At 50.1% G+C, this 13,582-nt stretch carries 8 protein-coding genes; 5 read left to right on the forward strand and 3 right to left on the reverse strand.

The annotated features are described in order from the left end of the window. Nucleotides 1-14 precede the first annotated feature (14 nt). Nucleotides 15-2,879: a protein kinase domain-containing protein gene (locus ACJROR_RS04240; protein ID WP_406546006.1), complete on the forward strand. Its 2,865-nt coding sequence runs from the start codon at nt 15-17 to the stop codon at nt 2,877-2,879. Nucleotides 2,880-3,032: 153 nt separating this feature from the next. Here the strand turns inward: ACJROR_RS04240 and gdhA are convergent, their stop codons facing one another. Then, nucleotides 3,033-4,379 carry an NADP-specific glutamate dehydrogenase gene (gene gdhA, locus ACJROR_RS04245; protein ID WP_406546007.1) on the reverse strand — a complete coding sequence of 449 codons (1,347 nt, stop codon included), beginning with the start codon at nt 4,377-4,379 and terminating at the stop codon, nt 3,033-3,035. 534 nt (nt 4,380-4,913) lie between these two features. Further along, a complete protein-coding gene (locus ACJROR_RS04250; protein ID WP_406038176.1) occupies nt 4,914-5,051 on the reverse strand; it encodes a hypothetical protein in 138 nt (45 codons plus the stop codon). Nucleotides 5,052-5,134: 83 nt separating this feature from the next. Here ACJROR_RS04250 and ACJROR_RS04255 point away from each other — a divergent pair, with 83 nt between their 5' ends. Genes ACJROR_RS04255 through ACJROR_RS04265 form a run of 3 tightly spaced genes read left to right on the forward strand, consistent with a single transcriptional unit; the run spans nt 5,135 to nt 7,183 of the window. Continuing rightward, nucleotides 5,135-5,419, forward strand: a complete 285-nt coding sequence (locus tag ACJROR_RS04255; RefSeq protein WP_406546008.1) for a hypothetical protein — start codon at nt 5,135-5,137, stop codon at nt 5,417-5,419. A 17-nt stretch (nt 5,420-5,436) separates the two neighbouring features. Next, nucleotides 5,437-5,904 carry a ribonuclease HI gene (gene rnhA, locus ACJROR_RS04260; RefSeq protein WP_406546009.1) on the forward strand — a complete coding sequence of 156 codons (468 nt, stop codon included), beginning with the start codon at nt 5,437-5,439 and terminating at the stop codon, nt 5,902-5,904. Beyond that, nucleotides 5,894-7,183, forward strand: coding sequence for a transglycosylase SLT domain-containing protein (locus tag ACJROR_RS04265; RefSeq protein WP_406546010.1), 1,290 nt, complete (start codon nt 5,894-5,896; stop codon nt 7,181-7,183). Before rnhA ends, ACJROR_RS04265 begins: the two co-directional genes overlap by 11 nt. Nucleotides 7,184-7,457: 274 nt before the next feature. Here the strand turns inward: ACJROR_RS04265 and ACJROR_RS04270 are convergent, their stop codons facing one another. Then, nucleotides 7,458-8,705, reverse strand: a complete 1,248-nt coding sequence (locus tag ACJROR_RS04270) for a nucleotide sugar dehydrogenase (RefSeq protein ID WP_406546011.1) — start codon at nt 8,703-8,705, stop codon at nt 7,458-7,460. A gap of 615 nt (nt 8,706-9,320) precedes the next feature. Between ACJROR_RS04270 and purL the strand changes: the two genes are divergently transcribed. Continuing rightward, complete coding sequence (gene purL, locus ACJROR_RS04275) at nt 9,321-13,205, forward strand: phosphoribosylformylglycinamidine synthase (protein WP_406546012.1); 3,885 nt, start codon at nt 9,321-9,323, stop codon at nt 13,203-13,205. Nucleotides 13,206-13,582 lie beyond the last annotated feature (377 nt).

Here is a 13,582-nt window from a genome sequence, read left to right on the forward strand (position 1 = left end):
CCCGGGAGTGTCTTATGCGGGAAACCAAAGTCAATTCCTTTCTTAACAAGCTCCAAAGCACCCGGGTAAATCCCGCCGGGGAAATTCCGGATATTACCGGAATTTCTTTGGGTGATTTTCAGGTGGAAAAGCGTCTTAACATCCCTTCGGGCGAGGCGGACATTTATCTCTGTTCCGGTAAGGGAGTCAGTTTCGGAAAGTCCTTTATTCTGAAGTACTACCGCCGGGAAAACGCCGTAAAGATCCCGGTTCTGAAAAAGCTTCAGGAGATCCGGAATCCCTGTGTGGCTCCTCTGGCAGGATACGGCGAGCATCTGGGGCATCAGTATGCCGTGCTTCCCTATTACAGGTTCCCGGCTTTGTCCGAGGCTCTTAAGGCCGGTACCAGGTTTTCAGAAGAGGAGCTCAGGCAGTTTGTAATCCCTTCGGTGATCTCTGCTCTTAAGGCGGTGCATGATGCCGGGATTATCCATAAGGATCTTAAGCCGGCCAACCTTATTCCTGATGATGCCGGTGAGCATGTGGTGCTTATCGATTTCGGCATCAGTTCTGATGCCGGAACCAATACTCTGGTGGTAACAGAGACTGGCATGACGCCAATCTATGCCGCTCCTGAGGCTATTCAGGGGATCTTCCACAGGGAAAGCGATTACTATTCCCTTGGCATCACCGTTTTTGAGCTTTTTACTGGCTTTACCCCCTTTCAGAATGCCGGCCTTTCTGCGGAGGAAGCTGCCAGAATGGCTTCGGTAAGCCGGATCGAGTTTCCGGATGGTTTCCCCCCTGAGCTTAGAAAATTGGTTCTGGGCCTTACCTACCGGGATCTTTCCCATCGCAATGAACCTGACAATCCCAACAGAAGATGGGGCTATAACGAGGTGGAAAGATGGCTTCGCAGGGAGGATCTTCCGGTACCGGGAGAACTTTCAGGGGGAGAATTTGCCGGAGCAATGCCGTCATTTCCACCGTACGGCTTTGCCGGAACCCGTTACACGGAAATCAGCGCTCTGGTGAGGGCCATGCTGATGCATCCGGAGGCCGGCCTCAGGGAGCTGGGAAGAGGGATTCTCACCCATCACTTCGGATTATGCGATGCTGCGAGAGAACAGCTTTGCCTGGAAGCGGAGAACGATCTTCAGAAATCTCCGGATATTATCGGGGAATACGGGGTATTTTACCGCCTGATGTACCGCCTTTCTCCGGATACAGCTGCTCTTTTCTGCGGCGGGCGGGAATTTCGGGATTTCCGGGAACTGGGAGACATGGCAGTCAGCGCGGCAATCAAATGCTCGCAGTCTTTTCAGAGTCCGGCAAAACAGGTTACGAAGGGTGACGTGAAAACGGAGACTAATGATGATACCGGGATTTCTCCGCAGGATTCTTTTACGAAGGAGCTTCGCCTGATGCTTAGGAGCGGCTTTCTTGATTTCTATGCTGAAGAGATCCTGAAAAGTCAGACCGTTAGGGACATTCTTGTCAGAATAAGCGATGCTATTTCCCGGCAGGAGACAGCCGGAAAAGAAAAGGCAGCCAGAGGGGAAAGACCTAATAATAACGCTGTTCCGGACAATCTGCGTCTTAATCTTGAAGCCGCCTGGATCTTCGGGTACGGGTTTTCAGAAAGAAGGGAGATCTGTTTTCACGGAAAGGTATTCCCTGATGCTGCGGCTCTTTCCCGGCACTTTAAAACCCTAGAGGCGGACAGCGGATTTCCGGCTTACATGTCTTATGCGGAGGAGGGCCGGCAGGATCTGGAATTCTTTGCTGCTGTCTATCCTGACGAAGCAGGGCGGGAGAGTCTTAAAAAGGTGCTCACGGATCTTAACCGGGCGGTGTTCGGAGAAGGGGAGTACCAATTCCGTAATGCCCGGGCATTTGAGGATTATATAAGCCTGCTGGTTTCGGAAAACCGTCCTTATGAAGCGCGGTTTATTCTTAATACCTACGGAGACGCTTTAAAAGCGGTGTCGCATGAAGTCTGGAAAACTGATTCCTATGAAGTCCTTAAACAAACAGTTTCCGGTTTTGTCAGCTTTGACGAGCATCTTTTTACTTCCCTTGCGGCCTTGCGGGATTACCTTTCAGGCCTTCTTGAGAAGTATCAGAGGGTGCCGGAGTTTTTTCGGGCCTTTATTGAGGTTCATGAGAGACCTCTTAAGCGGTACCTGAAGCATCCGGATCTTGCGGAAATCGTGAACCGGATTCTGGCTTTGGGGAATGTCGGAAAGGATACGGAACCGGAGAACCTGCAAAAGGGGATTACTGTTTCCGGAGTGCGGTACCCCATAGTGAAACCCCTGGCTTCGGGGGATTACATGCGGTTTGGCTGTTATGTTCAGGAGGACGGCATCAATAGAACTCCGCTGGAATGGCTGGTGCTGGATGTTTCCGGAAATGAGGCTCTCATGATAAGCCGCTATGCTTTAGCCTCCAGAAAGTTTCATCGCCGGAGCATCGCAGTTTCCTGGAAGGACTGCGAGCTTAGGAAGTGGCTTAACGGCCCATTTCTGGAGGAGACCTTTTCTGCTGAGGAACGTTCAAGGATATCGGTTTCCCGCCTTTCCAATGATGGCAATCCCGAGTACGGCACTTCGGGAGGTGCGGAAACTCAGGATCGCATATTCTGTCTCAGTATTGCGGAAGCTCAAAGGTATTTTCCCAATGATGCCGCCCGGAAATGCCAGCCCATGGATTCTGCGGTCACTCACGATTCCTTTATCAGCGATGGCTGCTGCTATTGGTGGCTGCGTTCTCCGGGGTACAACAGTCTCCGGGCGGCCATAGTCAGCTCGGACGGGAAGCCGGGGCTTTACGGCGTGGGGGTAAACGGGAGTCCGGGAGGCGTGCGACCAGCTTTGAGAATGCTTCTGAAGGTCTGACTGACGGAAACTGGATTTCGGAATGAATTCCGCTGCTCCGGATATTTTCTGTTTGATACCGCTGCGGGCTTTTTTTTCTTTTGCTGCGGACACAAAAAAAGAGGGATTCCCGGGAATCCCTCTCTTAACGTCATACGGACTTCAGTTTAAGTATTAAACGATGCCCTGAGCGTACATAGCCTTGGCAACCTTCACGAAGCCGGCAATGTTAGCGCCGGAAACCAGGTCAAACTTGTTGCCGGTATATTCTTCTGCAGCCTGGGAAGCGTTCTTGTAGATGCTCTTCATGATGCCATGAAGTTTGTTATCAACCTCTTCGAAGCTCCAGCTCAGGCGAGCGGAGTTCTGAGCCATTTCCAAAGCTGAGGTAGCAACACCGCCGGCGTTGGCAGCCTTGGCCGGTCCGAAGATAATGCCAGCGTTCTGGTACAGAGCGATAGCTTCGTTGGTGGAAGGCATGTTAGCACCTTCACCCACAGCGTATACACCGTTGTCCAGAAGCTTCTGAGCGCTTTCGGCATTGATTTCGTTCTGGGTAGCGCAAGGAAGAGCAATGTCAGCCTTAACAGTCCAGATGCCCTTGGAGCCATTGGCATCGGCGGTGTAGGTAGCATCCTTGCGGGTGTTAACATATTCGCTGATACGAGCGCGCTTAACTTCCTTGAGCTCGTGGATGAGCTTGAGGTCAACACCGTTCTGGTCAACGATGTAGCCGTTGGAGTCAGACATGGCGATAACCTTGGCGCCGTATTCAGTGGCCTTTTCAGCAGCATAGATAGCAACGTTGCCGGAACCGGAGATGATTACGGTCTGATCCTTGAAGCTCTTGCCCTGAGCCTGAAGAGCTTCGTTCATGAAGTAGCAGAGACCGTAGCCGGTAGCTTCGGTACGGGCCAAAGAGCCGCCCCATTCAAGTCCCTTGCCGGTGAGAACGCCGGTGTATTCGTTGCGGATGCGCTTGTACTGGCCATAGAGGAAGCCGATTTCACGGCCGCCTACGCCGATATCGCCGGCAGGAACGTCGGTGTCAGCGCCGATGTGCTTGCAGAGTTCGGTCATAAAGCTCTGGCAGAAGGCCATGATTTCACGGTCGCTCTTGCCCTTGGGATCAAAGTCGGAACCGCCCTTGCCGCCGCCGATAGGAAGAGTGGTCAGACTGTTCTTGAAAACCTGTTCGAAGCCGAGGAACTTGATGATGGAAAGATTTACGCTAGGATGGAAACGGAGACCTCCCTTGTAAGGTCCGATAGCACTGTTGAACTGAACACGGAAGCCGCGGTTCACACGTACATTGCCCTGATCGTCAACCCAAGGTACGCGGAACATAATCTGACGCTCAGGCTCAACGAGACGATCAACAATGCCGGCCTTCAGCCATTCCGGGTGCTTTTCCATTACAGGCTCAATGGTGCTGAGAACTTCCTTGACTGCCTGATGGAATTCCGGCTGATCGGGATTACGCGCTAAAACGCTGTCATAAACGGGCTGTAAAAGTTTCATAGATATTTCCACATTCTTAATATTTAAAAATGGCTGGGAGACATTTCAGCATTATCTGAGGTCAGCTTCGTCTGCGAGGTTCAGCTTCGTCTGAGTGTTCCTCCAACTTCCGGAGCGAATTATAGCCGAAGGTTTTTGGGAAAAGCAAACGATTTTTTGCGAAGTCGTTCAAAAAATTCGTTTTTTAACAAAACTACCAAAAATGATAATGTGTAAATGTGAGAATAATGCGGAATTGTTTCACTAAATTGGGTGATTATGCACAAAACATCCACAAAATTAGGGAGATGATATGTGGATTTTGTTGTGATAGTGGAAGCTTAAACATTTTTCTGTGGAAGGTTGTATCAAAATAGGAAATTACCAGTGAAATTTGAAGATTCGGGCGGCCGTATGGCTCAGGCACCGAGTCCAGACAGCGCTTATAGAAAAACAGAGTTAATATAAAGCTGGCAGGGGAAATGCTGACAAAGGTTCAGAAAAGAACGGGGACAGAAAAAAAGGAACCATGAGGTTCCTTCCGTCTTTATGGCGTTAAAAGCCGTTTTCGATATGAATAGTGTAAAGCACGTGCCGTCTCTGGCGGTTTCTTCTTTTTTGGAGCTGCAGCGGGTTACGGTGCCTTGAAATGCGGTTTGCCAGAGGACGCATCAGTTTTCTTGTTCTCTGCACGGAATCCTCCTTGATCTGTTTCTTGTAACTGTTATCTGAAGTGCGTTTGCGGGGTATTTTACGACTTTGATCGAGGAGATACAATGAAAGACGTCAAATTAGCGTCGTCTTCTTTTTCACGAAATCTCCCTGCTGAGTTCCGGCGATCAGTAAAATACTCAAAGAACTCAGGCTTAATGGCGGGCTCATTTTTAGGAATTCCCATTCCGTTAAGGAAAACTTTCGGAATCAGCAGCGCATTAGGGTACAATGCCCGGATAGTTTCGGAGATCTCTGCTTTCGGGGGCGGCATTAATTGTTCCTGCGAAATGGCAGATGAGCTTTTCCTTCCTGCAGGGCGATCTCCGGTGTCAGTGAAAGAGCTTTAAGAGATAACACCTTACGCATGAAAGAAATTGAACTTTACTCAGATGGCTCCTGTCTCGGCAATCCCGGCCCCGGAGGGTATGGGATCGTGCTTCGCTATCCCTCCGGCAACTATGAGAAGGAGTTTTCAGAAGGCTTCAGAATAACCACCAACAACAGAATGGAGCTTCTCGGCGTTATTACGGGACTGTCACAGCTTAAAGAATCATGTCATGTTACCATTACCACCGACAGCCAGTATGTTATCAAGGGAGTTACTGCGTGGATTCCCGGATGGATCAGGAATAACTGGCAAACCAGCGCGAAAAAGCCGGTGGTGAACCAGGATCTCTGGCAGCTGCTGGTAAAGGAGCTTTCACGGCATGATGTTACCTGGAACTGGATTAAGGGACACAACGGACATGAATACAATGAAAGATGCGATAAGCTGGCGCGAACGGCCGCAATGGATTTTCCAGAAGGCATTGATGTCGGCTATGAAGTTTAAACGTCTTATTTTGCCGTGTGTCATCCTGGCTGCGGCCGCGCAGCTTTCTGGTTGTGCCGCCACTACCCGCGCGGGAGAAAATGCCACAGCGGCTGACACTCCGGTAAACACCCCGGTGCCGGTTTCTCCGGATGTTACTCCTTATGCGGCATCCATGCTGGACAGTTTTCGGGTGGCGCCGCCGGAAGCCCTGCCTGTTACCGAACATGAGGCTGACAGGAATCAGGTTTACAGCAGTAAATACTCCTCTGACAATCTTTGGCTTCACGCCCTCTATCACATGAATTTTGTGGTGCCGCCTCATAAAAGCGCCGGAGTTGATAAAAGGACCGTAAACAGAAATCTGGTGGAAGGGCATCTTTTTGCCTACTACATCATTAACGAGCTCAAGAGACGCAACATGCCACTGGAGCTCATAGCCATTCCCATGATCGAAAGCACATTTAACCCTCACGCCGTAGCGCCATGGGGCACTGTGGGGATCTGGCAGTTTACATCCGGCACGGCAAAGGTGTTCAAGCTTCGTGTGGATGACAGCTATGACATGAGAAGGGATGTTATTGCTTCAACCAATGCTGCTCTGAACTACATGGAAATGCTTTACAAAATGTTCGGAGACTGGAATCAGGCTGTGGCTGCTTATAACTGCGGTCAGGGCACGGTGGGAAATGCCATTTCCAGAAACCGAAATGCCGGAAAGCCTACTGATGTTTGGAGTCTGAATATTCCGAAGCACAGCAAAGAATATGTCAGCAAGCTTTACGGCTTTACCGACATGATAAGAAAGGGTAAATCAGCCGGTGTAATTATTCCCGACCTGCCGTTTAAGCCGGTGTTTAAGATTATGAAGTTAGATGGAAAAACTCTCCGTCAGATTTCCAGCCAGACCGGAATCAGCGTGGAGAGACTGGCCAGGCTCAATCCGGGGTTTAACTCGCCTGATGTAACCACAACACTGGTAGATTATGTGCTCGTGCCTGTGGATAACAATGATCTTCTCGCAAACTACCGGATATCAGGTACTTCAGGAGCTTGGTATAACAGCAGCGTACCCCGGAAATCCTCCGGATCCCAAAGAGGGAGGAGCACGGCTCAGGAGAGAAAAACATCACAGAATACTCATAAGCCGGGCAGTGAGGGAAAGAAAACCGTAACCGCCAGAAACTCTGCAAAGACCCAGACCAAAAAAGGTACGAGTGCATCCTCTTCTTCAAGAACAACAAAGCCCGCACGGAAGAATTCCGGACGATCTCGGAATAGCGGGAAAAAATCCCGGTAATCGGAGAAGGCAGGGAGTAAGAGCGAAATCCCCTCCGGCTGCTTTTTTGATAGCTGCAGTGTTTTGACCGGCTGGCATGTGAGAGAAGGGGAGTGAGAGCCGAAAAAAGCCGGGCGGGCTCCGTTTGTTGTTGCTGTATCAAAACAGTTTTTAAGATTTTGCGCTTGAAGCTTGTGACAGGCACCCCGGCTCCTTAAAAACCCGTCCTAGTGAATTTGAAACACGGACGGGTTACAGCGTCACCCCAAGAAGAAGTCAGGGAAGATGTTTGGGATCAGTCTCTGGAAAATAAATCCCTGGTGTAGACTTTATCTTTAACGTCTTCCAGTTCTTTATCCATTCTGTTTGCAATTATAACAGCGCTTTTCTTTTTGAATTCTGTCATATCATTGACAACCAGGTTATTGAAGAACGTGGAGCCGTTGGGAAGCGTTGGCTCATAAATGATAACCTTAGCCCCCTTTGCCTTGAGTCTTTTAATAACCCCTTGAACTGAACTTTGTCTGAAATTATCAGAATTCGACTTCATTGTTAGACGATACACGCCGATAACAGTTTCTTTTTCGTCCGACGGCTGAAAAGTAACAGTATTATCGTAGTCATAACAGCCAGCTTTTTTAAGAATCTGACTGGCAACAAAATCCTTCCGAGTTCTGTTTGAATCAACAATGGCATGGATAAGGTTTTCAGGCACATCAGCATAGTTTGCCAGCAATTGTTTAGTATCCTTCGGCAAACAATAGCCGCCATAGCCAAATGACGGATTATTGTAGTGCGTTCCTATGCGAGGATCAAGACAGACCCCTTCAATGATCTTCTGCGCATTTAATCCCTTGAGTTCCGCATAGGTGTCAAGTTCATTAAAATATGACACCCTAAGAGCCAAATAGGTATTTGCAAAAAGCTTTACGGCTTCAGCTTCTGTTGATTCCATGGTAATGAGAGGAACATCGTTCCTGATGGCTCCTTCCTGAAGAAGGGCGCCAAATCTGAGAGCCTTTGCCGTGAGATCAGGATCTCCTGTATCAAACCCTACAATAATTCGTGAGGGGTAAAGGTTATCATACAAAGCCCTTCCTTCTCTCAAAAATTCCGGACTAAATATGAACTTTAAATTCGGATACTTTGTCCTGATTGCTTTGGTATAACCAACCGGAACGGTGGATTTTATGACTATAACCGCAGAAGACTGACATTCCATAATTTGGTCAACAACTGACTCAATGGCGGAAGTATCAAAATAATTCTTATTGGGATCATAATTTGTAGGGGTGCATACAACAATATAGTCTGCATCTTTATAGGCCAAAGAAGGATTGGTTGTTGCAGTTAAAGTTAGCTCATTATTCTTAAGGTATTCCTCAATTTCCGGATCCTGAATTGGTGAAACTTTATTATTAATTTTATCAACCTTTTCCTGAACAATGTCGACTGCTGTTACTTCGTTGTGCTGAGACAGTAATACCGCAAGACTTAAACCTACATAACCGGTGCCTGCTATTGTAATTTTACAATCACTCATAAAAATACTCCAATCATAATAAAATTCAACGGTATATCAAAATTTATAACAAGTTGTATAAATCAAGTATGTTAACAAAAAATACAAAGATTTTATTTTAGCCATTCGCTTTTTGGCAAAACGTCATATTTTGATTTTTTTTGCACAGTGATCATTCATTACTAGTGCTGAAAAACAGTTAGCCCAACAGCAAGCATTAAGTAATGAGTCTGCAATTAAGTTATCTGAGATCTTCATTCAATCGCTGCCGTTACTGCGTGAGTGGCACTTGCCATTCTATCATGTGCAGTTGGTCATAAACAATAACTTCAGCAGGTCATAAACGAACGGTGAATTTTGATCCCGGAAGCACAGACATGAAATGTTTTAACCTCCCAGAGAAACAAAGATAAATTACAGACGACTAAAGATGCGGGTAATGAACTGGGAATATCGGTAATGCTACTCTGTTGGGGTAAACCGGATTACGGAAAACGGGCCGGGCTTACAGTCTGTCCAATGGTACCCGTCTTTATTTTTGTGCACGAGTTCACTATAATTACCCTTGTCATTCTGCGATCTTTCAGGATCGTGTCCGGCTCTTTGAGCGTCTCTGTTCACAGTTGAGAAATCATAATGGAAATTTTACGTGGAGCGCCTGCTCTTTCTGAATTCCGTGTAAAGAAACTCCTTCAGGGTTTTGCGGAAAAAGGTCTGAAAATAACCTCTGTCTATGCCGAATATGTGCATTTTGCCAGTCTGTCCTCTCCTTTGTCTGACAGTGAGAAGGAGATTCTCGGCAAAATTCTGACCTACGGCCCCCGTATTACCGAGAAGGAGCTTCAGGGTACGCTGTATCTGGTAACTCCGAGACCGGGCACCATTTCTCCCTGGTCCTCCAAGGCCACTGATATTGCTCATAACTGCGGACTTCCGGCGGTGGATCGTCTGGAACGCGGCATTGCCTATTACATTCAGGGAGATGATGCCGGAAACCGTCAGGGGATTCTCCCGCTGATTCATGATCGCATGATGGAATATGTCATGGACAGTCTGGAAGCGGCGGAGCAGCTTTTTCAGAAGCAGGATCCGAAGCCCATGACCTCTGTGGACGTGCTGGGACAGGGCAAGGCAGCGCTGGAGAAGGCTAATGTGGAGCTGGGGCTGGCTCTTTCCTCCGACGAAATGGATTATCTGGTAAAGAGTTTCACTGAACTGGGCAGAAACCCCAATGACGTGGAGCTCTACATGTTTGCGCAGGCCAATTCCGAGCACTGCCGCCACAAGGTGTTCAACGCTGACTGGGTTATCGACGGGGTGCCTCAGGAGAAGTCCCTGTTCAAAATGATCCGTAACACCTACGATCACAATCATGACTATATATTCAGCGCCTACAAGGACAATGCCGCCGTTATGGAGGGCTCTGTGGCCGGACGCTTCTTTGCGGATCCGGTAACCCATACCTTCTGCTACCACCAGGAACCGGTGCAGATCCTGATGAAGGTGGAAACCCACAATCATCCCACCGCTATTTCTCCTTATCCCGGCGCTGCCACTGGCTCCGGCGGCGAGATCCGCGACGAGGGCGCTACCGGTGTCGGCTCCAAACCAAAGGCCGGTATTTGCGGATTTTCCGTATCCAATCTCAGGATTCCGGGATTTGTCCAGCCCTGGGAAACCGATTTTGGCAAGCCGGGACGCATTGATACCGCATTTGACATCATGATCGACGGCCCTCTGGGTGCTGCCGGCTTTAACAATGAATTCGGCCGTCCCAATATCAACGGCTACTTCAGAACCTATGAAGAGGCTGTGGACAGTCATAACGGCTATGAGGTCAGAGGCTATCACAAGCCCATTATGCTGGCAGGCGGCTTCGGTAATATCCGGCAGGAACACATCAACAAGGGAGAGATCCCGGCCGGCGCTAAAATCGTGGTTCTGGGCGGCCCGGCCATGAACATCGGTCTGGGCGGCGGCGCGGCTTCCTCCATGACCAGCGGCCAGTCCGCCGAGGATCTGGATTTTGCTTCCGTGCAGCGCGACAATCCGGAAATGGAGAGACGCTGTCAGGAGGTTATTGATGCCTGTACCGCCATGGGATCTGAAAACCCGATTCTGTTTATTCACGACGTGGGTGCCGGCGGCCTTTCCAACGCTCTTCCGGAACTGGTGAATGACGGTAATCGCGGCGGCGACTTTGAGCTCCGTAAGGTTCCCAATGACGAACCGGGCATGTCGCCTTATGAACTCTGGTGCAATGAATCTCAGGAACGCTATGTGCTGGCCGTAAGCTCTGACAAATTCCCGGTATTCGAGAAGATCTGTCAGCGGGAGCGGGCCCGTTTTGCCGTGGTAGGCACTGCTACTGAAAAACGCCATCTCAGACTGCATGACAGTCATTTTGACAACAACCCCATTGATCTTCCCACCGATGTTCTTCTGGGCAAGCCTCCCAGAATGCACAAGGATGTGAAGAGCCTGAAGGCCAAAGGCCGGGAGCTTGATTTCTCAGGAGTTACCCCGAGAGCTGCCGCTGAGAGAATTCTCCGCCTTCCTGCCGTAGCTGAAAAGACCTTCCTTATTACCATCGGCGATCGTACAGTTACCGGTCTGGTTACCCGGGATCAGATGGTAGGGCCGTGGCAGGTACCGGTGGCCGACTGCGGCGTTACCGCAGCCTCCTATGATTCCTACAACGGCGAGGCCGTGGCTATGGGCGAGCGTCCTCCGGTGGCTCTGCTTAACTATGGCGCTTCTGCCAGGATGGCCGTGGCTGAGGCCCTGACCAATATCTCCGCTGCTCAGATCGGTGACATTACCAGAGTCAAGCTGTCTGCCAACTGGATGGCTGCAGCCGGCCACCCGGGCGAGGATGCCGGTCTTTACGAGGCAGTAAAGGCCATCGGCGAGGAGCTTTGTCCGGCTCTGGGCATTACCATCCCAGTAGGCAAGGATTCCATGTCCATGAAGACCACCTGGACGGAAAACGGAGTTGACCATGCGGTAACAGCTCCTTTGTCGCTGAACATTACCGCCTTTGCCAGAGTTGAGGATGTGAGAAACACAAAAACTCCTGAGCTTCGCACCGACATGGGTGATACCGTTCTTATCTATGTGGATCTGGGACTTGGCAAGAATCGTCTGGGAGCCTCTGCTCTGTCTCAGGTATACAAGCAGCTGGGCACTGAAACTCCGGATGTGGAAAATGCCTCGCAGCTTAAGGGCTTCTTTGATGCCATACAGTTCCTGAACCGGAAGGGCTTCCTTCTGGCCTATCATGACAAGTCTGACGGCGGTCTTTTTGTTACTATCGCCGAAATGGCCTTTGCCGGCCACACCGGCGTTACCGTGGAGATTGGCGATCTGGGAGTGGATGATCTCGCAGTGCTGTTCAATGAAGAAGCCGGTGCCGTGCTGCAAATCAGAGCTGCCCATAAGGAGGATGTGCTTAACATTCTTTCCGGACATGGTCTTGCTCACTGCATCCACACCGTGGGCGTGCTGAACAGCGATGGCCGCCTGATTTTCAGAAGAGCCGGCAGTGACATTATCAATGAGCCGGTATCGTTTTTCCGTTCCGTCTGGGCGGAGACCACCTACAGAATGCAGGCATACCGCGACAATCCCGATTGCGCCAGAAGCGAGTTTGAGGCCAAGTCAGATGACGGAGATCCGGGACTTAATGTCAGCCTAACCTTTGATATCCGGGAGGATGTGGCCGCTCCGTATATTTCCCGCGGCGTGGCTCCGAAGATCGCTATTCTCCGCGAGGAGGGCGTGAATTCCCAGAATGAAATGGCAGCTTCTTTTGACCGGGCCGGTTTTGAGAGCGTGGACGTTCATATGTCCGACATTATTTCCGGCAGAGTTTCGTTAAAGGACTTCAAGGCTCTGGCAGCCTGCGGCGGATTCTCCTACGGCGACGTGCTGGGTGCCGGCGAGGGCTGGGCCAAGAGTATTCTCTTCAACCCTACCGCCAGAACCGAGTTCCAGAGCTTCTTCGAGAGAAGTGATACGCTTGCTCTGGGTGTCTGTAACGGCTGTCAGATGATGTCCAACCTCCGGGATATTATTCCGGGAGCAGATCTCTGGCCGCGTTTTGTCAGAAACGAATCTGATCGCTTTGAGGCTCGTTTCAGCCTGGTGGAGATCCAGAAGTCGCCGTCCCTGTTCTTTGCTGACATGGCCGGTTCCCGGATGCCCATTGCCGTGGCACATGCCGAGGGCCGTACCGAATACCTGAACCAGGAACATCTGAATCAGGTGCAGGAGAGCGGACTTGTGGCTGTGCGTTTTGTGGATAACCGCGGTGCGGTAACCGAGAGATATCCTTATAACCCCAACGGTTCACCCTTTGGCATTACCGGTCTTACCTCCAGAGACGGTCGAGTAACCATTATGATGCCGCATCCGGAGCGTACCATAAGGACTGTTTCCAACAGCTGGCACCCGGACGAATGGGGCGAGGACAGCCCGTGGATGCGGGCCTTCCGGAACGCCAGAAAGGCTCTGGGCTGAAAATACAGCTGCTAATCAGAAGGGGGAGCCGGTTGTGTTTTAACAGTCCGGCTTTCCTGAAACCTTCATAGCCAAATAATAAAGGGGATCTCGGGATCCCCTTTTTCGTGTCAGGGGATTCTTCCCCATAGGGTGAAATTCCCGCGCATGTCCGTTTTTTTGTTGCGTTTCCGCTGGGAGGAGGCAGGCTCAGGTGCAAAATTCCTCTTGCCAGAGGTCTTCTGCGGAAACGGCAAACTCAAAATCACAGCCTGACTCCGGATGATACGAAGCGTATCTTGCCATTAACTGGGTGCTGTTCTGGTTTTGTGATGCTGGAATGCTTCTGAGAAAACTCGAACCTGGTAACGTTGCGCATAATCAAAGAATAATGCTAT

Origin of the sequence: Succinimonas sp. (assembly GCF_045225735.1) — a bacterium.
Taxonomy (GTDB): domain Bacteria; phylum Pseudomonadota; class Gammaproteobacteria; order Enterobacterales; family Succinivibrionaceae; genus Succinimonas.

Excerpts from the sequence above, each read along its gene's own strand:
- ACJROR_RS04240 (WP_406546006.1), top strand. The coding sequence starts at position 15 with ATGCGGGAAACCAAAGTCAATTCCTTTCTTAACAAGCTCCAAAGCACC.
- gdhA (WP_406546007.1), bottom strand. The coding sequence starts at position 4,379 with ATGAAACTTTTACAGCCCGTTTATGACAGCGTTTTAGCGCGTAATCCC.
- ACJROR_RS04255 (WP_406546008.1), top strand. The coding sequence starts at position 5,135 with ATGAAAGACGTCAAATTAGCGTCGTCTTCTTTTTCACGAAATCTCCCT.
- rnhA (WP_406546009.1), top strand. The coding sequence starts at position 5,437 with ATGAAAGAAATTGAACTTTACTCAGATGGCTCCTGTCTCGGCAATCCC.
- ACJROR_RS04265 (WP_406546010.1), top strand. The coding sequence starts at position 5,894 with ATGAAGTTTAAACGTCTTATTTTGCCGTGTGTCATCCTGGCTGCGGCC.
- ACJROR_RS04270 (WP_406546011.1), bottom strand. The coding sequence starts at position 8,705 with ATGAGTGATTGTAAAATTACAATAGCAGGCACCGGTTATGTAGGTTTA.
- purL (WP_406546012.1), top strand. The coding sequence starts at position 9,321 with ATGGAAATTTTACGTGGAGCGCCTGCTCTTTCTGAATTCCGTGTAAAG.